This window comes from Streptomyces sp. NPDC001515, assembly GCF_053597115.1.
In genome coordinates, this window is the sequence record NZ_JBSFHN010000013.1 from 84,726 (window position 1) to 108,930 (window position 24,205).

Sequence of the window (24,205 nt, forward strand, 5' to 3'; positions counted from 1 at the left end):
CCGTGGCGACGCCAACAGGAGACGGTCCGTACGGTGAACGAGGACAAGCTTCGCGACTATCTCAAGTGGACGACGGCCGACCTTCACGAGACCCGCAAGCGTCTCCGTGAAGTGGAGGACGCGGCCCGGGAACCCATCGCGATCATCGCGATGAACTGCCGGTTCCCCGGCGGCGTCCGCTCGTCCGAGGACCTGTGGCAGCTCGTCGTGGACGGGGTGGACGCCATGTCCCCCCTCCCGCGCGACCGCGGCTGGGACCTGACCCTGCCCGGCGTCGGCCCCGGCACCCACGGGGGATTCCTCGACGGTGCCGGGGACTTCGACGCCGCCCTGTTCGGCATCTCGCCGCGCGAGGCGCTGGCCATGGACCCCCAGCAGCGGCTGCTCCTCGAAGTCGCCTGGGAGTCCCTGGAACGCGCCGGCATCGCGCCGATGTCCGCGAAGGGCGGGAAGGTCGGCGTCTTCATGGGCGGCTCGCCGTCCCGATACGACGTCCTCCTCGACGCCGACGACGAACTCGGCGGCTACATCATGACCGGCAGCGCGGGCAGCGTCCTGTCCGGCCGCATCTCGTACGCGCTCGGGCTCGAAGGCCCCGCCGTCACCGTCGACACCGCCTGCTCGTCCTCCCTGGTCGCCCTCCACCTCGCGGCGCAGTCCCTGCGGGCCGGGGAGTGCGAACTCGCCCTGACCGGCGGCACCACCATCATGTCGACGCCCGGCGCCTTCGTGGAGTTCGAACGGCAGGGCGGCATGTCCGGCGACGGCCGCTGCAAGGCGTTCTCGGACGACGCGGACGGTACGGGCTGGGGCGAGGGCGTCGGCGTCCTCGTCCTGGAACGCCTCTCCGACGCCCGCCGCAACGGTCACCAGGTGCTCGCCGTCGTCCGGGGCAGCGCCGTCAACCAGGACGGCGCGAGCAACGGCCTGACCGCCCCCAACGGCCCCTCCCAGCAGCGTGTCATCCGCCAGGCCCTCGCCAACGCCCGGCTGTCCCCGGCGGACGTGGACGCCGTCGAGGCGCACGGCACGGGGACGAAGCTCGGGGACCCCATCGAGGCGCAGGCCCTGCTGGCCACGTACGGCCAGGACCGGCCCGAGGGACAGCCGTTGTGGCTCGGCTCCATCAAGTCGAACATCGGGCACACGCAGGCCGCCGCCGGGGTCGCCGGGGTCATGAAGATGGTCCTGGCCCTGCGCAACGGCCTGCTCCCGAGGACCCTCCACGCCGGGACCCCGTCGTCGCACGTGGACTGGTCGGAGGGCGCAGTCGAACTCCTCGACCGGGCACGCCCCTGGGCCCCCGGCGACCACCCGAGGAGGGCCGGTGTCTCGGCCTTCGGGGTCAGCGGGACGAACGCCCACGTGATCATCGAGGAGGCCCCGGCCGCCGAGGAGACCCCGGAGTCCTCCCAGGAGCCGGAGAAAGCCCCGGGCCTCACCCTGCCCCTGGTGCCCTGGCTCGTCTCCGCGAAGACGGCGGCCGGGCTCGCGGACCAGGCCCGGCGCCTGGCCGCCGGGACCGCCGACGCGGACGCGGCCGATGTCGGCCTCTCCCTGGCCACCACCCGGGCCGCCCTGGAACACCGCGCCGTCGTCCTCGGCACGGACCCCGACACCCTGCGCGCCCAGCTCACCGACACGCTCGTCCCCGTCGCGGCCCGAGGCGGCCGGACCGGGTTCGTGTTCTCCGGCCAGGGCGGGCAGCGGGTCGGTATGGGCCGTGAACTGGCCGACGCCTTCCCGGTGTTCGCGCAGGCCCTGGATGAGGTGTGCGGTCACTTCGACGGGCTGCGCGAGGTGATGTTCGGTGACGCGGAGGCCCTGAAGAACACCGGCTGGGCGCAGCCCGCGCTGTTCGCGGTGGAAGTCGCGCTGTACCGGCTGGTCGAGTCCTGGGGCGTCCGCCCGGACTATCTGGTCGGCCATTCGGTGGGTGAGCTGGCCGCCGCGCATGTGGCCGGGGTGCTGTCCCTGGCGGACGCGGCCCTGCTGGTCTCCGCCCGCGCCGGCCTGATGCGGGCGCTGCCGTCCGGCGGTGCGATGTGGGCCGTACGCGCCACGGCGGACGAGATCACGCCGCTGCTCACCGACGGCGTCTCGCTCGCTGCGGTGAACGCACCGGGCCAGGTCGTGGTTTCCGGCACCCGCGAGGCCGTCGAAGCGGTCGCCGCGCGGTTCACCGACCGTCAGTCGCGCTGGCTGGAGGTCAGTCACGCGTTCCACTCGGCGCTGATGGACCCGATGCTGGCCGACTTCGGGGCGGCGGCGGGCGAGCTGACGTACGAGACGCCTCGCATCCCGATCGTCTCGACCCTGACGGGCGAGCTGAACGAGGAGTTCTCGGCGGCCTACTGGGTGGACCAGGTGCGCGGCACGGTCCGTTTCGCGGATGCCGTGGCCCGGCTGAAGAACCTGGGCGTGACCCGTCTGCTGGAGCTGGGCCCGGACGCCTCCCTCGTCGGGGCCGTGGGCGAGGCGAGCGACGACACGGTCTCCGCCGTCCCGCTGCTCCGCCGCGACCGGCCCGAGGGCCCCGCGGCCGTGACCGCGCTGGCCCGGTTCTGGGCGGAGGGCGGGACCGTCGACTGGACGGCGTTCTTCGCCCCCACCGTGGCCGAGGTCGTCGAGCTGCCGACGTACGCCTTCCAGCACCAGCGCTACTGGCCGGATGTGCGGCAGGAGCGGCCCGCGACGGCCTCGGCGGCCGACGCCGTGTTCTGGGACGCGGTGGAGCGTGGGGACGACGAGCTGTTCGCGGCCGAGTTCGGCGTCGACGCCGGAGCGTCGCTGCGCGAGACGCTGCCCGCGCTGTCCGCCTGGCAGCGCAGGCGCCGGGAGCGCGAAGCCGTCGACCAGCTGCGCTATGAGGTGTCCTGGACACCCCTCCAGGCTTCCGCCGTCGATGTCTCGGGCGGCGGCTGGCTGATCGTCGAGCCCTCGCACACCGAGGACGCCTGGGCGGACGCGCTCGCCGGGGAACTGGCCGAGCGCGGCGGCCACGTCACCCGCCTGCGGCTCGGCCCCGACGATCTGGAGCGGCCCGCACTCGCCGCCCGGCTCGGTGAGTTCGCGAGTCACGCGCGTGTGGTGTCGTTCCTCGGCCAGGACGAGTCCGGGCCGGACGGCGTGGCCGCCTCGGCCGCCCTGGTCCAGGCGCTCGGGGACGCGGGCGTCGTCTGCCCGGTGTGGTCGGTGACCACGGGGGCGGTTTCCGCCGGTCCGGGGGATGCGGTCACGCATCCGGTGCGGGCCGGGGTGTGGGGTCTCGGCCGGGTCGTGGCGCTGGAGGAGCCGGGCCGCTGGGGCGGTCTGGTGGACGTTCCGGAGTCGGTGTCGCGGGATTCCGTCGGCCGTCTGGCCGAGGTGCTGTCGGGTGGGTACGGGGACGAGGACGAGGTCGCCGTACGCGGTGGCGCGGTCCTCGGCCGCCGTCTCGTGCCGGCGGTCGCCCGGCCGGGGGAGGAGTCCTGGTCGCCGTCGGGGACCGTGCTGGTCTCCGGTGGTACGGGAGCGCTCGGCGCCCGCGTGGCGCGTTGGGTGGTGGAGCGGGGCGCGGAACACGTCGTCCTCATCAGCCGGCGCGGCTTGGACGCGGACGGCGCCCCGGAACTGCGGGAGGAACTGGCAGCACTGGGCGCCGAGGTCGACATCGTGGCCTGCGATGTCGCCGTACGGGAGGACGTGGACGCGCTCTTCGCGCGCTTCGACATCTCTGCGGTCGTGCACACCGCCGCCGTCCTGGACGACGGCGTCGTGGACGGTCTGACGCCCGAGCGTGTGGCCGGGGTGTGGGGGGCGAAGACGCAGGGCGCCTGGAACCTCCACCATGCTTCCTTGGCAAGGGAGTTGGACGCGTTCGTGTTGTTCTCGTCGGCTGCCGGTGTGTGGGGCGGTGCGGGGCAGGGCGCGTACGCGGCGGCGAACGCCGCGCTGGACGGGCTGGTCGAGTACCGCCGTTCGCAGGGCCTGACCGGTTCCTCGATCGGCTGGGGCCCCTGGGCGGAGGGCGGAATGGCCGACGAAGCCACCGTCCTCGCCCGGATGGACCGGGGCGGCGTACGGCCGCTCGACCCCGCCACCGCGCTCAACGCCCTCGGCTCGGCCTCCGGCTGCGTGACGGTCGCGGACGTGGACTGGGAGCGGTTCGTCCCCGGGATGACCGCGCTGCGCGCCAACCGGCTCTGGGACGAGGTCGCCCCGCGCGCCCTCACCACGAACGCACCGCGCACGGCCACCGGCGCGCTGAAGGAGCGCTTCGCCGGGCTGGCCCCCGCCGCCCGCCGGACGGGCCTCATGGAGACCGTACGCGGACTGGCCGCCACGGTGCTCGGCTTCGAGGACCCGACGGCCGTCGGGGTCTCCGCGGCCTTCCGCGACCTCGGGCTCGACTCGCTGATGGCGGTGGAACTCCGCAACGCCCTCACCACGGCCTCGGGCCTGAAACTGCCCTCCACGGTGGTCTTCGACTTCCCGTCCGTGGAGGCGCTGACCGACGAGCTGCTGTCGCGGCTCTTCGGTACGGAGGACGAGGCGGCGGCCCCGGGCGTGCTGCCCGTGCCCCGGGCCGTGGGCGACGATCCGGTGGTCGTGGTCGGCATGGGCTGCCGCTTCCCGGGCGGCGCCGACTCGCCGGAGGCCCTGTGGCGGCTGCTCGCCGAGGGCACCGACGCCCTGGGCGGCTTCCCCGCCGACCGGGGCTGGGAGCAGATCGGCCTGACCGGCGGCGGCTACACCCCGGTCGGCGGCTTCGTCGACGGCGTCGCGGACTTCGACGCCGGGCTGTTCGGGATCTCCCCGCGCGAGGCGCTGTCCATGGACCCGCAGCAGCGGCTCCTCCTGGAGGTCGTCTGGGAGTCCCTGGAACAGTCGGGCGTCGCCCCGTCCTCCCTGCGCGGCCTGCCGGTCGGCGTCTTCGCCGGCACGAACGGCCAGGACTACCCGGCGCTGCTCGGCCTGACCGGGGAGTCGGGCGACGGCTACGGCGGCACCGGCAGCTCCGGCAGCGTCCTGTCCGGCCGCGTCTCGTACGCCCTCGGCCTCGAAGGCCCGGCCGTCACCATCGACACCGCCTGCTCCTCCTCCCTCGTCGCCCTCCACCTGGCCGCGCAGGCACTGCGCGCGGGGGAGTGCGACCTCGCCCTGGCCGGCGGTGTGACGATCATGTCCACGCCCGGCGCGTTCATCGAGTTCGAGCGGCAGGGCGGCCTTGCCGGGGACGGCCGGTGCAAGGCGTTCTCGGACGACGCGGACGGTACGGGGTGGGGTGAGGGCGTCGGCGTCCTCGTCCTGGAACGCCTCTCCGACGCCCGCCGTAAGGGCCACCAGATCCTGGCCGTCGTCCGGGGTTCGGCCGTCAACCAGGACGGGGCCTCCAACGGGCTCACCGCCCCGAACGGTCCGTCGCAGCAGCGCGTCATCCGCCAGGCGCTGGCCACGGCCGGGCTGTCGCCCGCCGAGGTGGACGCGGTGGAGGCGCACGGCACGGGCACGACGCTCGGTGACCCCATCGAGGCGCAGGCCCTGCTCGCCACGTACGGGCAGGACCGTCCCGAGGGGCAGCCGCTGTGGCTCGGCTCGATCAAGTCGAACATCGGGCACACCCAGGCCGCCGCCGGGGTCGCGGGCGTCATGAAGATGATCCTGGCGATGCGTCACGCGACGCTCCCCAGCACCCTGCATGTCGGCACCCCCTCCACCCACGTCGACTGGACGGAGGGCGCGGTCGCACTGCTGGACCGGGCGCGCGCCTGGGCCCCCGGTGAGCGGCCGAGGCGGGCCGGTGTGTCCGCGTTCGGGGTGAGCGGCACCAACGCCCACGTGATCATCGAGGAGCCCCCCGCCGCCGAGGCGGCCCCGGAGGCCGCCCGGGATTCCGCCCCCGCTCCGGACCTCGCCCTGCCCCTGGTGCCCTGGCCGGTCTCCGCGAAGACGGCGGCCGGACTCACGGACCAGGCCCGGCGGCTGGCCACGGCGACCGAGGACGTGGACGCGGCCGACGTCGGTCTCTCCCTCGCGACGACCCGGGCGGCCCTGGAGCACCGGGCCGTCGTCCTCGGCACGGACACCGACACCCTGCGCGCCCGGCTCGGAGAACCGCTGGCCCCGGTCGTCGCCCGCGACGGCCTGACCGGCTTCGTCTTCTCCGGCCAGGGCAGCCAGCGCGTCGGCATGGGCCGCGAACTGGCCACTGCCTTCCCGGTGTTCGCGACAGCCCTGGACGAGGCGTGCGCGCATTTCGACGGACTGCGTGACGTGATGGACGGTGACGCGGAGGCCCTGAAGAACACCGGCTGGGCGCAGCCCGCGCTCTTCGCCGTCGAAGTCGCCCTCTACCGGCTGGTCGAGTCCTGGGGCCTGCGCCCCGACTTCCTCGTCGGTCACTCGGTGGGCGAACTGGCCGCCGCGCACGTGGCCGGTTCGCTGTCCCTGGCCGACGCCTGCCGGCTGGTCTCCGCCCGCGCGACGCTGATGGCGGAGCTGCCGCCGGGCGGTGTGATGTGGGCCGTACGGGCCACCCGCGAGGAGGTCGCCCCGCTGCTGGTCGACGGCGCGTCCGTCGCCGCGGTCAACGCGCCCGGCCAGGTCGTCGTCTCCGGCACCCGCGAGGCCGTCGAAGCCGTCGCCACGCGGCTCATCGGCCGTGAGGGCCGCTGGCTGCCCGTCAGCCACGCCTTCCACTCCCCGCTGATGGACCCGATGCTCGGCGACTTCGCGACGGCGGCGGGCGCGCTCACGTACGCCACGCCGCGCATCCCGATCGTCTCCACGCTGACCGGCGAACCCGTCACCGAGTTCACCGCTGCCTACTGGGCGGACCAGGTGCGTGGCACGGTCCGCTTCGCGGACGCGATCACCCGTGCCAAGGGCCTCGGCGTCACCCGCTTCCTCGAACTCGGCCCGGACGCGAGCCTCGTGGGCGCCATCGGGGAGACCGACGAGGATGCCTTCGTTGTGGCGGCTCTCAGCCGCAAGCAGCCCGAGCCCACCACCGCCGTGACGTCCCTGGCCCGGCTCTGGGCGGCCGGGGCGGACGTCGACTGGGCGGCGTTCTACGCCCCGACCGGCGCCCGGGTCATCGACCTGCCCACGTACGCCTTCCAGCGGCGGCGCTACTGGCCGGAGGCACGGCGGGACGCGGTGGCGGGCGCCCCGGCGGCCGACGCGGCGTTCTGGGAGATCGTCGAGGGCGGCGACCCGGCGGCCTTCACCCGGTCGCTCGGCCTCGCCCCCGACGCCGGACCGGACAGCGTCCTGGAGGCCCTGCACGCCTGGCAGCGGCGCCGTGACGCGAGCGCCCACGTGGACCGGCTCGTCCACCGCGTCGACTGGGCACCCACCGGAACGGTCACCGGACCGGCGGTCTCCGGAACGTGGCTGGTCGTGGAACCGGACACCGCCGGGACGCGGGAGCCGTGGGCGGACGCCGTCGCCGGTGAACTCGCGGCGCGCGGCGCCCGGGTCACCCGGCTGCGGCTGGACCCCGGCACCCTGGAGCGGGCCGCCCTGGCCGCCCGCCTCACCGAACTCACCGACTCCACCGGCCGCACGCACGTGGTGTCGTTCCTCGGCCAGGACGAACGGGAGCACCCCGGCCGCCCCGGTCTCACCCACGGCCTCACGGCCACCACCACCCTCGTGCAGGCCCTGGCCGACAACGAGGCGGACGCCGCGGTGTGGTCCGTGACCTCGGGCGCGGTGTCCGCGGGCGCCGGCGACGCGCTCACGCACCCCGCACGGGCCGCCGTCTGGGGCCTGGGCCGGGTCGCCGCCCTGGAGGAGCCCGAGCGCTGGGCCGGTCTCGTCGACGTGCCCGAAGGGCCGGCAGGCTCCGCCGCCGCCCGGCTCACCGACGTCCTGGCCGGCGGCGCCCCGGGCGAGGACCAGCTCGCCGTACGCGGCGGGGCCGTCCTCGCCCGCCGGCTCGTCGCCGCGCCCCCGGCCTCCGCGCGGCCCCTCGGCGACGCGGGCACGGGCTGGACGCCCACGGGCACCGTCCTCGTCACCGGCGGCACCGGGGCGCTCGGTGCCCGGGTGGCCCGCTGGGCCGTGGACCGGGGAGCCCGGCACCTCGCGCTCGTCAGCCGCCGGGGCGAGGACGCGCCCGGCGCCGCCGCCCTGCGCGCGGAGCTGGAAGCACACGGCGCGGCCGTCACCTTCGCCGCCTGCGACCTCGCGGACCGTACGTCCCTCGCCGCCGCCCTCGACCGGATCGAGGCGGCCGGACCGGCGGTCGGCTCCGTCTTCCACACGGCCGGCCTCACCGAGGGCGTCGCCTTCGGTGACACCGACGCCGACTCGCTCGCCGCGATGCTCGGCGCCAAGGCCGCCGGGGCCGCACATCTGGACGCCCTGCTCGGTGACCGCGACCTCGACGCGTTCGTGCTCTACTCCTCCATCGCCGCCACCTGGGGCAGCGGCGGCCAGAGCGGCTACGCCGCCGCCAACGCCCGCCTCGACGCCCTCGCGGAACAGCGGCGCGCCCGGGGCAGGGCCGCCACCTCCCTCGCCTGGGGTCCCTGGGACGGCGGAGGCATGGCCGACGCCGAGGGCGCCCAGGACGATCTGCGCAGGCGCGGACTGACCGCCCTGCCGCCCGACGACGCGATGGCCGCGCTGGAGTCCGCACTGGACGCGGGCGAACCCGCCGTGACCGTCGTGGACGTCGACTGGGACCGCTTCCTGCCGACCTTCACCCTGCGCCGGCCCAGCGCCCTGTTCGCCGCCTTCGACCCGGCCCGCGCCTCCGGCCACGACGACGGCCGGGACCGTACTCCCGGCTCCGCCGGTGACGGCGACGAGACCTCCGCCCTGCTGCGCGAACAGCTGCGCGGCCTCGACGCCCGCGACCGCCGCCGTCACCTCCTCGCCCTCGTGCGCGGCGAGGCCGCCGCCGTCCTCGGGCACGCGAACGGCACGGCCATCGACCCCGAGCACGCCTTCCGCGACCTCGGCTTCGACTCGCTGACCGCCATCGAGTTCCGCGACCGGCTCCGCGTCGCGACCGGCCTCCCGCTCCCGGCCACCCTGGTCTTCGACCACCCGACCTCGGCCGTCCTCACCGACCACCTCGTCGACCGGCTGCTCGGCACCGAGCACCGCCCCGAACAGGCCGAGGCCGCCCGCGCCGCCCTGGACGAACCCGTCGCGATCGTGTCGATGGGCTGCCGCTTCCCCGGCGGCGCCACCGACCCGGAGAGCCTGTGGCGGCTGGTCTCCGGAGCGGCCGACGCCATCACCCCGTTCCCCACGGACCGGGGCTGGGACCTCGAAGCGCTCGACGCGGCCGGCTCCGCCTTCACCCGCGAGGGCGGCTTCCTGCCCGGCGCCGCCGACTTCGACGCCGCGTTCTTCGGGATCTCGCCCCGCGAGGCCCTGGCCATGGACCCGCAGCAGCGCCTCCTCCTCGAAGTCGCCTGGGAGTCCCTGGAGCGCGCGGGCATCGCCCCGCTCTCCCTCAAGGGCGACACGGTCGGCGTCTTCGTCGGCGCGGGCAGCTCCGGCTACCTCAGCCAGGTCAGCGACGTGCCCGACGGCGTCGGCGGCCACCTCATCACCGGCAACTCCGGCAGCGTCCTGTCCGGCCGCATCTCGTACGCCCTCGGCCTCGAAGGCCCGGCGGTCACCGTCGACACGGCCTGCTCCTCCTCGCTCGTCGCCCTGCACCTCGCGGTGCAGGCGCTGCGCTCGGGCGAATGCTCCCTCGCCCTCGCGGGCGGTGCCACGGTCATCGCGGGCCCGGACGCCTTCATCGACTTCGCCCACCAGGGCGGACTCGCCACCGACGGCCGCTGCAAGGCATTCTCCGACGACGCCGACGGCACCGGCTGGAGCGAGGGCGTCGGCCTGCTCCTGGTGGAGCGGCTGTCGGACGCGCGCCGCAACGGCCACCAGGTGCTGGCGGTGGTGCGCGGTACGGCGGTCAACCAGGACGGCGCGTCCAACGGCCTGACCGCCCCCAACGGCCCCTCCCAGCAGCGCGTCATCCGCCAGGCCCTGGCCAACTCCGGCCTGACCGGCGCGGAGGTGGACGCGGTGGAGGCGCACGGCACGGGGACGAAGCTCGGGGACCCGATCGAGGCGCAGGCCCTGCTGGCCACGTACGGGCAGGACCGGCCCGAGGGACAGCCGCTGTGGCTGGGCTCGGTCAAGTCGAACATCGGGCACACCCAGGCGGCGGCCGGGGTCGCGGGCATCATGAAGATGGTCCTCGCGCTCCACCACGCCGAACTGCCCCGCACGCTCCACGCCGCCACCCCGTCCACGCACGTGGACTGGACGGCCGGGGCGGTCGAACTGCTCGCGGAGGCCCGGCCGTGGCCGCGCGGCGAGCGCCCGCGCCGCGCCGGCGTCTCGGCCTTCGGCGTCAGCGGCACCAACGCCCACGTCATCGTCGAAGAGGCCCCCGCCCCGGAACCGCAGGCCGTGACGGTCACGGACCCGGTCGCGCCGCCCGTCCTCCCGTGGGCCGTGTCGGCCCGCTCCGCCGAGGGCCTCGCCGCCCAGGCCGGGCGCCTGGCGGACGCGGTGGCGGACCTGGACGCGGCCGACGTCGGCCGGTCCCTCGTCACCACCCGGTCCTTCCTCGAACACCGGGCGGTCGTCCTCGGCACCGACACCACCGAACTCCGCACCCGCCTGGAGGCCCTGGCCTCCGGCGAACCGACCCCGGGCCGGGTCACCGGCCTCTCCCGCGAGGGCCTGACCGCGTTCGTGTTCTCCGGCCAGGGCGGGCAGCGGGTCGGCATGGGCCGCGAACTGGCGTACGCCTTCCCGGTGTTCGCGACAGCCCTAGACGAGGTGTGTGCGCACTTCGACGGGCTGCGCGAGGTGATGTTCGGTGACGCGGAGGCGCTGAAGAACACCGGCTGGGCGCAGCCCGCGCTGTTCGCGGTGGAAGTCGCGTTGTATCGCCTGGTCGAGTCGTGGGGTGTGCGTCCGGACCAGCTGATCGGTCACTCGGTGGGTGAGCTGGCCGCCGCGCATGTGGCCGGGGTGCTGTCCCTGGCGGACGCGGCCCGGTTGGTCTCCGCCCGTGCGACGCTCATGCAGGCGTTGCCGTCCGGCGGTGCGATGTGGGCCGTACGCGCCACCGCCGACGAGGTCGCCCCGCTGCTGGTCGACGGCGCGTCCCTGGCGGCGGTCAACGCGCCCGGCCAGGTCGTCGTCTCCGGCACCCGTGAGGCCGTCGAAGCGGTAGCGGACCGGCTCACCGACCGCCAGGGCCACTGGCTGGAGGTCAGTCACGCGTTCCACTCGGCCCTGATGGACCCGATGCTGGCCGAGTTCCGGGCGGCGGCGGGCGAGCTGACGTACGAGACGCCCCGCGTCCCGATCGTCTCCACGCTGACCGGCGAACCCGTCACCGAGTTCACCGCCGCCTACTGGGCGGACCAGGTGCGCGGCACCGTCCGCTTCGCCGACGCGATCACCCGGGCCAAGGACCTCGGAGCCATCCGCTTCCTCGAACTCGGCCCCGACGCAAGCCTGGTCGGAGCGATCGGGGAGACCGACGACGAGGCGTTCGCCGTCGCCGCCCTGAACCGCAAGCAGCCCGAGCCCACCACCGCCGTCACCGCGCTCGCGCACCTCTGGGCGCACGGGGCCGAGGTCGACTGGGATGCGTTCTACGCGCCGACCGGGGCCCGCACGGTCGCGCTGCCCACGTACGCCTTCCAGCACCAGCGCTACTGGCTGGAGGGCGGGGCCGGCATCTCCGACGCCGGCACCCTGGGCGCCGAACCGCTCAAACACCCGCTGCTGAGCGCGGCCGTGGAACTCTCCGACGGCGGCGGACACGTCTTCACCGGCCGGATATCCGACCGCACCCACCCCTGGATCGCCGAACACCGGGTCGCGGGCGAATCCGTGTTCCCCGGCACCGGATACGTGGAACTGGCCGTCGCCGCCGGAGACCATCTGGCCTGCGACCGCATCGAGGAACTGATCCTGGAAGCCCCGCTCGTCCTGCCCGAACAGCAGGCCGTACAGGTGCAGGTCATGGTCGAGCCCCCGGACGCGACCGGCCACCGCGCCTTCCGCATCAGCTCCCGCAGCGGCGCACAGCCGTGGACCCGGCACGCCAGTGGCGTCCTCGGCACCGTCCCCGGACCCGTGCACCCCGGGCTCACCGCCTGGCCGCCCGCCGGGGCCACCCCCGTCTCCATCGACGGCCACTACCCGGCCCGCGCCGAGAACGGCTTCGGCTACGGCGCGGTCTACCAGAGCCTCGGCGCCGTCTGGCGGCGGAACGGCGACCTGTTCGCCGAGGTCGCCCTCGACGACGCCTTCCGCGCCGAGGCCGACCGGTTCGGCCTCCACCCCGCCGTCCTCGACGCCGCCCTCCAGGCACTCTCGTACGACGAGACCGCGGCCCAAGCCGCACGCCTCCCGTTCGTGTGGAGCGGCGTCACCCTCCACGCGAGCGGCGCGTCCCTGCTGCGCGTCGCCCTCACCCCGGGCCCGGTGGACGGCGCGTACACCGTCACCGTCGCCGACACCTCGGGCGAGCCCGTGCTGACGGCGGACGCCCTGACCCTGCGCCCCTACGACGGAACCCCGTTCTCCGCCCCGGACCAGGCCCCGGCCACGGCACCCGAGCCCCCGGCACCCCGCCGTGCCGGACGCCGCAAGGCCGCCGCCGCCGTCTCCGGCGGCGCCCGGGCGCTCCGCGACCGCCTCGCCGCCCTGCCCGGGAGCGAGCAGCGCGACGCGCTGCTGGAGATCGTGCGCCGCCGCGCCTCGATCGTCCTCGAACAGCCGCCCACCCAGGCGATGAACGCGGAACTGCCCTTCCGCGAGCTGGGCTTCACCTCCCTCACCGCCGTCCACCTCCGCGACGCGCTCATGGAGGAGACCGGCCTGCGGCTGCCCGCCACGCTCGTCTTCGACTACCCGACCCCCCGCGCGCTGGTCGACCACATCCGCGACGCCCTCCTCGGCGGACCCGAGCCCGGCACCGCCCCGGCCCCGCGCACCCGCACGGCCGCCGACCAGGACGACCCCATCGCCATCATCGGCATGAGCTGCCGCTACCCCGGCGGCATCCAGACCGCCCAGGACTTGTGGCGGCTCGTCTCCGAGGGCACCGACGCGATCTCCGGCTTCCCGACCGACCGAGGCTGGGACCTGGAGGCCCTGTACGACCCGGACCCGGACAACCCGGGCACCTGCTACGTCCACGAAGGCGGGTTCCTGCACGACGCGAGCCGGTTCGACGCGGGCTTCTTCGGCATCAGCCCCCGCGAGGCCGTCTCCATGGACCCCCAGCAGCGGCTGCTCCTGGAGACGTCCTGGGAGGCCATGGAACACGCCGGCTTCGACGTCCACACCCTGCGCGGCAGCAGCACCGGCGTCTTCGCCGGCGTCACCTACCAGGACTACGGCGGCCTGCTCGCCGCGGCGAAGGAGAGCTCCGAGGGCTTCCTCGGCACCGGCAACTCGCCCAGCGTGCTCTCCGGCCGCGTCTCGTACTCCTTCGGCCTCGAAGGCCCGGCCGTCACCATCGACACGGCCTGCTCCTCCTCCCTGGTCGCGCTGCACTCGGCCTGCCAGGCCCTGCGGGAGGGCGACTGCACGATGGCGCTCGCCGGCGGGGTGACCGTCATGTCCACCCCCATCTCGCTGATCGAGTTCAGCCGTCAGCGCGCCCTCGCGGAGAACGGCCGCTCCAAGCCGTTCTCGGACGACGCGGACGGAGCGAGCTGGGGCGAGGGCGTCGGCATGCTCCTCCTGGAGCGCCTGTCGGACGCCCGCCGCAACGGCCACCAGGTGCTTGCGGTGGTGCGCGGTACGGCGGTCAACCAGGACGGCGCGTCCAACGGCCTGACCGCCCCGAACGGCCCCTCCCAGCAGCGCGTCATCCGCCAGGCCCTGGCCAACTCCGGCCTGACCGGCGCGGACATCGACGTCGTCGAGGCCCACGGCACCGGCACCTCGCTCGGTGACCCGATCGAGGCCCAGGCCGTGCTGGCGACCTACGGCCAGGAACGCACCGACGACAACCCGCTCTGGCTGGGCTCGATCAAGTCGAACATCGGCCACTCCCAGGCGGCGGCCGGTGTGGCGGGCGTCATCAAGATGGTGCAGTCGATGCGCCACGGCCTGATGCCGAAGTCCCTGCACCTCGGCACCCCGTCCTCGCGCGTGGACTGGACCGAGGGCGCGGTGGAGCTGCTGGCCGAGGCCCGCGACTGGCCGCGCGGCGAGCAGCCCAGGCGCGCGGGCGTGTCGGCCTTCGGGATGAGCGGCACCAACGCCCACGTGATCCTGGAGGAGGCGCCCGCGCCGGAGACCCCCGCACCCGCCTCCGCCGAACCGGCCTCCGACGAACCCCTTTCCGCCGAGCCGCTGTCGGCCGTGCCGTGGATCCTGTCCGGCCGGAGCGCCGAGGGCCTGCGGGGCCAGGCCGCCGCGCTGGAGGCCCTGACCGGTGCCGACCCGGTGGCGGTGGGCTGGTCCCTGGCGACCACCCGCGCCCGGTTCGAACACCGCGCCGTGGTCCTCGGACCGTCCTACGCCACCGGCCTCGGCGCCCTGGCGGCGGACGACCCCGCCGCCGGAGTGGTCTCCGGGGTGTCCGGCCCGGTGGGCCGCTCGGTCTTCGTCTTCCCCGGCCAGGGGGCGCAGTGGGCCGCCATGGGCGCCCGACTGCTCGATGAATCGGCGGTGTTCGCGCAGGCCGTGGCCGAGTGCGAGGCCGCGATGGGCGAACTCGTGGACTGGTCGGTGACCGATGTCCTGTCCGGGGTGGAGAGCGCACCTTCTCCGGACCGGGTCGATGTCGTCCAGCCCGCCTCCTTCGTGGTCATGGTGGGACTCGCGGCCGTCTGGCGGTCGTACGGCGTGAAGCCGGCGGCTGTCGTCGGGCATTCGCAGGGGGAGATCGCCGCCGCGTATGTGGCGGGGGCGTTGTCGCTTGAGGACGCGCTGCGTGTGGTGTGCGTGCGGAGCCGGGCGATTGCGGGTCTGGCCAGTGGGAACGGGACGATGGCGTCGGTCGGTGCCGGGGTGGACCGGGTCGAAAAGATCCTGACGGAGTGGGACGGCCGCGTGTCCGTTGCCGCCGTCAACGGGCCCTCGCAGGTGGTCATCTCCGGTGAGATCAAGGCCGTGGAAGAGGCCGTGGCCCGGTGTGTGGAGCTGGGGCTGCGGGCGCGCCGTATCGCGGTCGACTACGCCTCCCACTCGCCCGCCATGGACGTGCTCCACGACGAGCTGACGGCCAGTCTGGCCGGGATCAGCCCGCGTGCGGGGACGATTCCGCTTCTGTCGACCGTGACGGGTGAGTTCACCGACGGCTCCGACATGACCACCGACTACTGGGTCACCAACCTCCGCTCCCAGGTCCGTTTCGCCCAGGCCATCGAGAAACTGGCTGGGGAGGGCTACGGGGTCTTCGTCGAGGTCTCCTCCCACCCCGTGCTCTCCGCAGCGATTGAAGAGATCGCCGACGAGGCCGTGGTGACGGGGTCGCTGCGCCGCGACGACGGCGGGCTCGACCGCTTCCTCGCGGGGGTCGCCGCGCTCTGGGTGCACGGCGTGGAGGTCGACTGGTCGGCGGCGTTCCCCGCCCGCCGCCCCGCCCGCGTGGACCTTCCCACGTACGCCTTCCAGCGCCGCCCGTACTGGCCGGAGTTCGACACCGCGCCCGTGGCCGCGGCGGACGGCGGTACGGCGGCGGACCGGGAGTTCTGGGCGGCGGTGGAGCGGGCCGACGCGCAGGCGCTGGCCGGGACGCTCGACGCGGACGCGTCGGTCATCGATCCGCTGCTGCCCGCGCTCGCGGACTGGCGGCGCAAGCAGCGCGAGCAGGACACCACCGACTCCTGGCGCTACCGGGTCGGCTGGACCCCGCTCTCCCCGGCCGACGGAACACCGCTCACCGGAACCTGGCTGCTCGTCACCCCCGACACCGGGGACGACGGTACGGACGCCCCCTCCGCCACCGATGCCTGGGCGGACGCCCTCGCCGGGGAACTGACCGGCCGGGGCGCGACCGTACGCGTCCTGCGGGCCGACGACACCGCTCAGGACCGCGCGTCCCTCACCGCACGGCTCCACGCCCTCTCCGGGACCGCCGAAGGCGCCGAGGACACCGGGTCCACGGACCGCGACGCGTACGCCGGAGTGGTCTCCCTGCTGGCCTGGGACGAGCGGGCCGTCGACGGCCTGACCGGGCTGCCGAGGGGACTGGCGCTCACCGCCGCGCTGACGCAGGCGCTCGGGGACGCGGGCATCGCCGCCCCGCTCTGGGCACTGACCTCCGGAGCGGTCGCGGCCGCCCGCTGGGACGCGGTCACCCGGCCCGCCCAGGCGGCGGTGTGGGGGCTCGGGCGCGTGGCCGCGCTGGAGCACCCGGACCGCTGGGGCGGGCTGGCCGACGTCCCCGAGACCGCCGACGCGCGGTCCGCACGACGCCTGGTGAACGCCCTCGCCGCGGGCGACGAGGACCAGATCGCCCTGCGCGCCTCGGGCCTCTTCGCCCGGCGGCTCGTCCGCGCCCCGCGCCCGGCCGCCACGGACACGGCCTGGACGCCCTCGGGCACGGTCTTCGTCACCGGCGGCACCGGCGCCCTCGGCGCGAGGATGGCCCGCTGGGCGGCCGGGAACGGCGCCGCGCACCTGGTGCTCACCAGCCGCCGGGGCGCCGACGCCCCCGGCGCACCGGAACTCGCCCGGGAGCTGGAGGGACTCGGCGCCCGGGTCACCCTCGCGGCCTGCGACATGGCCGACCGTGCCCAGGTCACCGCCCTCGTCGGCGGCCTCGCCGACGACACGGCGGCCCCGCTGACAGCGGTCGTCCACGCGGCCGGTGTGCTCGCGGACGGCATCCTCGACGCGCTCGTCCCCGAGCGCATCGCCCAGGTCATGGCACCCAAGGCCCACGCCGCGCTGCTCCTGGACGAGACGGTCCGGGACCTGGGCATCCGGCTCGACGCGTTCGTCCTGTTCGCCTCCACCGCCGGCATCTGGGGCGGGCCCGGCCAGGCGAACTACGCCGCCGCCAACGCGGTCCTGGACGCCCTGGCCGAGCGCCGCAGGGCCGACGGACTCGCCGCCACCTCGATCGCGTGGGGCCCCTGGTCCGACGCGGGCATGGCCGACAGCGCGGCCGTCGAGGCCCGCCAGCGCAAGGGCGGGGTCCACGCCCTGGCCCCCGAATCAGCCGTCGCCGTCCTGCGGCAGGCGGTCGGGGAGGACGAGGCCACCCTCACCGTCGCCGCCATCGACTGGGCCGTCTACGCGCCCGCGCTCACCGCGAGCCGCCGCTCCACCCTCCTCGACGGCATCCCGGAGGCCCGTACGGCCCTGGAGGCCGCGAGCACCGGCACCGCCACCGGCAGCCCGGACTCCCTGGCCGCCCGGCTCGCCGGACTCCCCGAGGCCGAGCGCGAACGCGAACTGCTCGACCTCGTACGCGGCCACGTCGCCGCCGTCCTCGGCTTCGCCGCCCCCACCGACGTGGACCCGGCGCGCGTCTTCTCCGACATCGGCTTCGACTCGCTCACCGCGATCGAACTGCGCAACCGGCTGGGATCCGCGACCGGGCTGCGGCTGCCCGCCACGCTGATCTTCGACCACCCGACCCCGACCGCGCTCACCCGGCTGCTGCGCGAGGAACTCGTCGGCCTCACCGACCCGGCCCCCGCCGCCGCGCTCCCGGCCGGCCCCACCGGCACCCCGGGCCGGGGCGACGACCCGATCGCCATCGTCGGCATGAGCTGCCGCCTCCCCGGCGGCGTCTCCTCGCCGGAAGAGCTGTGGCGGCTGGTCTCCGAGGGGGTCGACGCCATCACCGACTTCCCGGACGACCGGGGCTGGGACATCGACGGGGTCTACGACCCCGACCCCGACAAGGCCGGGACGACGTACACCCGGCACGGCGGATTCGTCCACGGCATCAGCGAGTTCGACGCCACCCTCTTCGGCATCAACCCGCGCGAGGCGCTGTCCATGGACCCGCAGCAGCGGCTGCTCCTGGAGACCGCGTGGGAGGCCACCGAACGGGCGGGCATAGACCCGCTGTCCCTGGCCGGAAGCCGGACCGGCATGTTCGCCGGCAGCAACGGCTCCGACTACGGCGGACTGCTCATCGCCTCCCCGCAGGGCGCGGACGGCTACTTCATGACCGGCAACGCCTCCAGCGTCCTGTCCGGCCGCGTCGCCTACACCCTCGGCCTCGAAGGCCCTGCGGTCACCGTCGACACGGCCTGCTCGTCCTCGCTCGTCGCCCTGCACCTGGCCGCGCAGGCGCTGCGCGGCGACGAGTGCGACCTCGCCCTCGCGGGCGGTGTCACGCTCATCTCCACGCCCACCCCGTTCGTCAGCTTCAGCCGGCAGCACGGTCTCGCCGTCGACGGCCGGTGCAAGGCGTTCTCGGACGACGCGGACGGTACGGGCTGGGGCGAGGGCGTCGGCGTCCTCGTCCTGGAACGTCTCTCGGACGCCCGCCGCAACGGTCACCAGGTGCTCGCCCTCGTCACCGGCAGCGCCACCAACCAGGACGGCGCGAGCAACGGCCTGACCGCCCCGAACGGTCCGTCGCAGCAGCGCGTCATCCGCCAGGCGCTGGCCACGGCCGGGCTGTCGCCCGCCGAGGTGGACGCGGTGGAGGCGCACGGCACGGGCACGACGCTCGGTGACCCCATCGAGGCCCAGGCCCTGCTCGCCACGTACGGGCAGGACCGGCCCGAGGGGCAGCCGTTGCGGCTCGGCTCGATCAAGTCGAACATCGGGCACACCCAGGCCGCCGCCGGGGTGGCCGGACTGATCAAGATGGTGCAGGCCATGCACCACGAGGTCCTGCCCGGCACGCTGCACGTCGGCGAGCCGTCGACCCACATCGACTGGACGGCCGGAGCGGTGGAACTGCTCACCGAGGCCCGTCCCTGGCCGCGCGGCGAGCGGCCGAGGCGCGCGGGCGTCTCGTCCTTCGGTATCAGCGGGACGAACGCGCACGTCATCATCGAGGAGGCGCCCGCCGCCGCCCCGGCACCGGAACCGTCCGTGGACGTCACCCTGCCGGTGGTGCCCTGGCCGGTCTCCGCGAAGACGCCCGCCGCCCTCGCCGCCCAGGCCGGGCGGCTGGAGTCCGGGACGGACGGCCGCAGCGCCGTGGACGTCGGCCTCTCCCTGGCGACGACCCGCGCCGCCCTGGACCACCGCGCCGTCGTCCTCGGCACCGGCACCGACGACCTGCGGGCAGAGCTGTCGGCCCTGTCCGCCGGCCAACCCACCCCCCGCACCCTCACCGCCCGTGCCCGCGCCGGCTCCGCCGCGTTCGTCTTCTCCGGCCAGGGCGGTCAGCGGGTCGGCATGGGCCGTGAACTGGCCGACTCCTTCCCGGTGTTCGCGGAGGCCCTGGACGAGGTGTGCGCGCACTTCGACGCGCTGCTGGACCGGCCCCTGCGCGATGTCGTGTTCGAGGACGCGGAGGCCCTGAAGAACACCGGCTGGGCGCAGCCCGCGCTCTTCGCCGTCGAAGTCGCGCTCTACCGGCTCGTGGAGTCGTGGGGAGTGCGTCCGGACTACCTGGCCGGTCACTCGGTGGGTGAGCTGGCCGCCGCGCATGTTGCCGGGGTGCTGTCCCTGGCGGACGCCGCCCGGCTGGTGGCGGCGCGTGCGGGTCTGATGCAGGCGCTGCCGTCCGGTGGTGCGATGTGGGCGGTGCGGGCGAGGCTGGACGAGGTCGCTCCGCTGCTGGTGGAGGGCGTTTCGGTCGCCGCGGTCAACGCGCCGGGGCAGGTGGTGCTTTCGGGTACCCGTGAGGCCGTCGAAGCGGTGGCCGCGCGGCTGTCGGGGCGTCAGTCGCGGTGGCTGGAGGTCAGTCACGCCTTCCACTCCTCGCTGATGGACCCGATGCTGGACGCCTTCACGGCCGTTGCCGCCGAGTTGGCGTACGAGACGCCTCGTATCCCGATCGTGTCCACGCTGACCGGGGAACCGGTCACGGAGTTCAGCGCCGCGTACTGGACCGACCAGGTCCGTGGCACGGTCCGCTTCGCGGACGCCGTGACCCGGCTCAAGGACCTCGGGGTCACCCGGTTCCTGGAGCTGGGCCCGGACGCCACCCTCACCGGGGCCATCGAGGAGACGTACGACGGCGATGTCCTCGCCGTGGCGGCCCTGAACCGCAAGCAGCCAGAGCCCGCCACCGCCGTCACCGCGCTCGCGCACCTCTGGGCGCACGGCACCGAGGTCGACTGGGCGGCGTTCTACGCCCCGACCGGCGCCCGCACCACCGATCTGCCCACCTACGCCTTCCAGCACCAGAGCTACTGGCCGCAGGCCCCGGCGCGGCGCCACGGCGACGTGACCGCCGCCGGGCTCTCCGACGCCGGGCACCCGCTGCTCGGCGCCGCCGTACCGCTGGCCGGGGACGACGGGCGGCTGTTCACCGCACGCATCGGCGTCCGGGACCTGCCGTGGCTGGCCGACCACGAGGTGATGGGCACGATCCTGTTCCCGGGCACCGGCTTCCTGGAGCTGGCGATGCGCGCGGGCGACGAGGCCGGCTGCGACCGCGTCGAGGAACTGACCCTGGCCGCCCCGCTGGTCCTGCCCCCCGACGGCACCGTGCAACTCCAGCTCCGGGTCGGCGCCCCCGACGCGACAGGGCTGCGCCCGCTGACGCTGCACGCCCGCCGCGACGACGCCCCCGCCGGCACCCCGTGGACCCTGCACGCCACCGGGCTCCTCGGCGAGGGCCGGCCCGAGCCGTCGCACGACCTGACCGCCTGGCCGCCGCCCGGCGCCGAGCCCGTCGACGTCTCCGAGTTCTACGCGATGTACCGGCAGGGCGGATTCGCCTACGGCCCCTCCTTCCAGGGACTGCGCCGCGCCTGGACCACCGGCGACGAGGTCTACGCCGACGTGGTGCTCGACGAACCCCACGCCACCGAAGCCGCCGCCTACGGACTGCACCCGCCGCTGCTCGACGCGGCCCTCCAGGCGCTGACCTTCCTCGCCCTGGACGGCACCGGCACGAGCAGACTGCCCTTCTCCTGGTCGGGCGTCTCGCTGTACGCCTACGGGGCGTCGAGCCTGCGCGTACGCCTCTCCAAGGCCGGGCCCGACGCCCTGGCCCTGGACCTCGCGGACGGCACCGGACAGCCGGTCGCCCGGGTGGAGTCCCTGGCCATGCGCCAGGTGTCGGCCGCGCAGCTCCACAGCTCCCCGGCCGAGGCCGCCCGCCCCAAGGACGTCTTCCGGCTCGACTGGCTCCCGGTCTCCCTGCCGGACGCCGCCCCGGTCACCGGCCGGGCCTGGGCGGTGCTCGGCGACACGGACACCGGCCCCGACCCGCTGGGGCTCGCGGACGCGCTGGAGGCCCGGCTCGTGCCCGGACTCGACGCGCTCGGCGCCGACGGGCCCGTCCCCGACGTGGTGTTCGTCCCCTGCGCGGGCACCGGCCCCTCCGGCGCGGCCGACGCCACCACCATGGCCGCCGACGTCCGCGCCCTGACCGCCCGCGTCCTGGACCTCCTCCAGCGCTGGCTCTCCGACAGCCGCTACGCCTCCGCCCGGCTCGTCCTCGTCACCAGCGGTGCCGTCGACGCCGGTGACGCGGACGGACCCGGCGATCCGGCCGCCGCCGCCGTCTGGGGCCTGGTCCGCTCCGCCCAGTCGGAGGAGCCCGGCCGGTTCGTCCTCGCCGACCTCGGCCCGGACACCCTGACCGACGGCACCGCGGCCGGGCTCTTCGCCGCCCTCCTCGCCTCCGACGAGGCGCAGGTCGCCTTCCGCGACGGTACGGTCCGGGCCGCCCGGCTCGTCCGCCCCGCCCCGGACGACAGCCTGCTGCCTCCGGCGGGCGCCGAGGCATGGCGCCTCGACAGCACCGCGCGAGGCAGCCTCGCCAACCTCACCCTCGCCGCCGACCCCGAACTCCTGGAACCCCTCGGACCCGACGAGGTCCGGGTGGCCGTGAAAGCCGCCGGACTCAACTTCCGGGACGTGCTCAACGCCCTCGACATGTATCCCGGAGAGCCCGGACCCATGGGCGTCGAAGGGGCCGGCGTCATCACCGAAGTCGGCCCGGACGTCACCGGGTTCGCCCCCGGCGACCGCGTCCTCGGCATGTTCGGCAAGGCATTCGGGCCGGTCTCCGTCGCCGACCACCGCATGATCGCCCCGATGCCCGAGGACTGGACCTTCGAACAGGCCGCGTCCGTCCCCGTGGTCTTCCTGACCGCCTACTACGCCCTGGTCGACCTCGCGGGCCTCAAGCCCGGCGAGTCCGTCCTCGTCCACGCCGCGGCCGGCGGCGTCGGCATGGCCGCCGCCCAGCTCGCCCGGCACCTCGGTGCCGAGGTGTACGGCACGGCGGGCCCCGCCAAGCACGACACCCTGCGCTCCCTCGGCATCGACGACGCCCACCTCGCCTCCTCCCGTGATCTCGCCTTCGAGGAGCACTTCCGTACGACCGCGGGCACCGGCGGCATCGACGTCGTCCTGAACTCCCTGGCCCGTGAATACGTGGACGCCTCCCTGCGGCTCCTCGGCGGCGGCGGACGGTTCCTCGAAATGGGCAAGACCGACGTCCGCACCCCGGAGAGCATCACCGAGGCCCACCCGGGCGTCAGCTACGCCGCGTTCGACCTCATCGAGGCCGGGCCCGCGCGCATCGGCGAGATGCTCACCGAGATCCTGCGCCTCGTCGCGGCGGGCGCCCTGCACCCGCTGCCCCTGGCCACCTGGGACGTGCGCCGCGCACCCGAGGCGTACCGGCACGTCAGCCAGGCCCGGCACATCGGCAAGGTCGTCCTCACCCTGCCCGGCCGCCCCGACCCGGACGGCACCGTCCTCGTCACCGGCGGCACCGGTGGCCTCGGCCACTACGTCGCCCGCCACCTCGTGGAACACCACGGCGTCCGCAACCTGCTGCTCACCAGCCGCAGCGGACCCCGGGCCGAGGGCGCGGCCGGTCTCGCCGCCGAACTGGAGAAGCTCGGCGCCCGGGTCCGCATCGAGGCGTGCGACGCCGCCGACCGCGACGCACTCGCCCGCACCCTCGCCGGCATCGACACGGAACACCCGCTCACCGCGGTCGTCCACGTCGCCGGAGTCGTCGACGACGGGGTCATCCCCTTCCTCACCCCCGACCGCCTCGACACCACCCTGCGGCCCAAGGCCGACGCCGCCCTCAACCTCTACGAACTGACCAAGGACAGCGACCTCGCCGCCCTCGTCCTCTTCTCCGGAGCCGCCGGCACCCTGGGCGGCGCCGGCCAGGCCAACTACGCGGCGGCCAACGCCTTCCTGGACGAGTTCGCCCGCTGGGCCCGCCACCGGGGCGCCCCCGCCGTCGCCCTGGCCTGGGGCCCGTGGATCGCGGACCGGGGCATGACCGGGCACCTCACCGACAACGACATCGCCCGCATGGCGAAGGCCGGACTCCAGCCCCTGGACGCCCCGGCCGGGCTCGCCCTGCTCGACTTCGCCCTGACCACCGACGAAGCCGCCCTGCTCCCGATGCGCCTGGACACCTCACCGCAGGCGTTCACCGCGGGGCCCGTGCCCCCGATGCTCCGCCACCTCGCGGGCAGCGCCGCGCCCCGGCGCGCCCAGGCCGCCACCGCGTCCGCCCCCGAACCGGCCGACGCGCTCGCCGGCCGGCTGCGCGCCCTGCCCGCCGCCGACCGGACCGACCACCTCCTCGACCTGGTCTGCGGACAGGCCGCCGCCGTCCTCGGCCACGGCTCGGCCGAGGACATCGACCCGGACGAGGCGTTCCTCGGCTTCGACTCCCTCACGGCCATCGAGCTGCGCAACCGGATGGGCGCCCTCACCGGCACCCGGCTGCCCGCGACGCTGGTCTTCGACTACCCGACGCCGGCCTCGCTCGTCGCGTACCTGCTGGCCGAACTCGTCCCCGACACCGCACCCGACCCGGCCACCGCACCGGGCACCGTCGCGGACGCCTCCACGGCCGGATCCGCGGCCCTGGACGAGATCGAACGACTGGAACAGGCCCTGGACCGGCTCGCCGGCTCCGACGACGCCACCGTGCGCCGGCGGCTGCGCGCCCTCGCGGAACGGTGGGGCGACGGGGCCGGGGCCCCAACGACGACGGGCGCGGAGAGCGGACCGCCCGCCGACGACGAGGCCGACGCACTCGCGTCCGCGACGGCCGACGAACTCTTCCGAATGATCGACGGCGAATTTGGTGGGACGTCTTGAGTGAGAACCGCGTGGTCAACGC

At 75.1% G+C, this 24,205-nt stretch carries 1 protein-coding gene; it reads left to right on the plus strand.

Annotated features, from left to right (window positions below; all coding sequences use genetic code 11):
* Positions 1–33 precede the first annotated feature (33 nt).
* Positions 34–24,183, plus strand: coding sequence for a type I polyketide synthase (locus ACWCXC_RS15985; RefSeq protein WP_450889255.1), 24,150 nt, complete (start codon positions 34–36; stop codon positions 24,181–24,183).
* Positions 24,184–24,205: the final 22 nt, after the last annotated feature.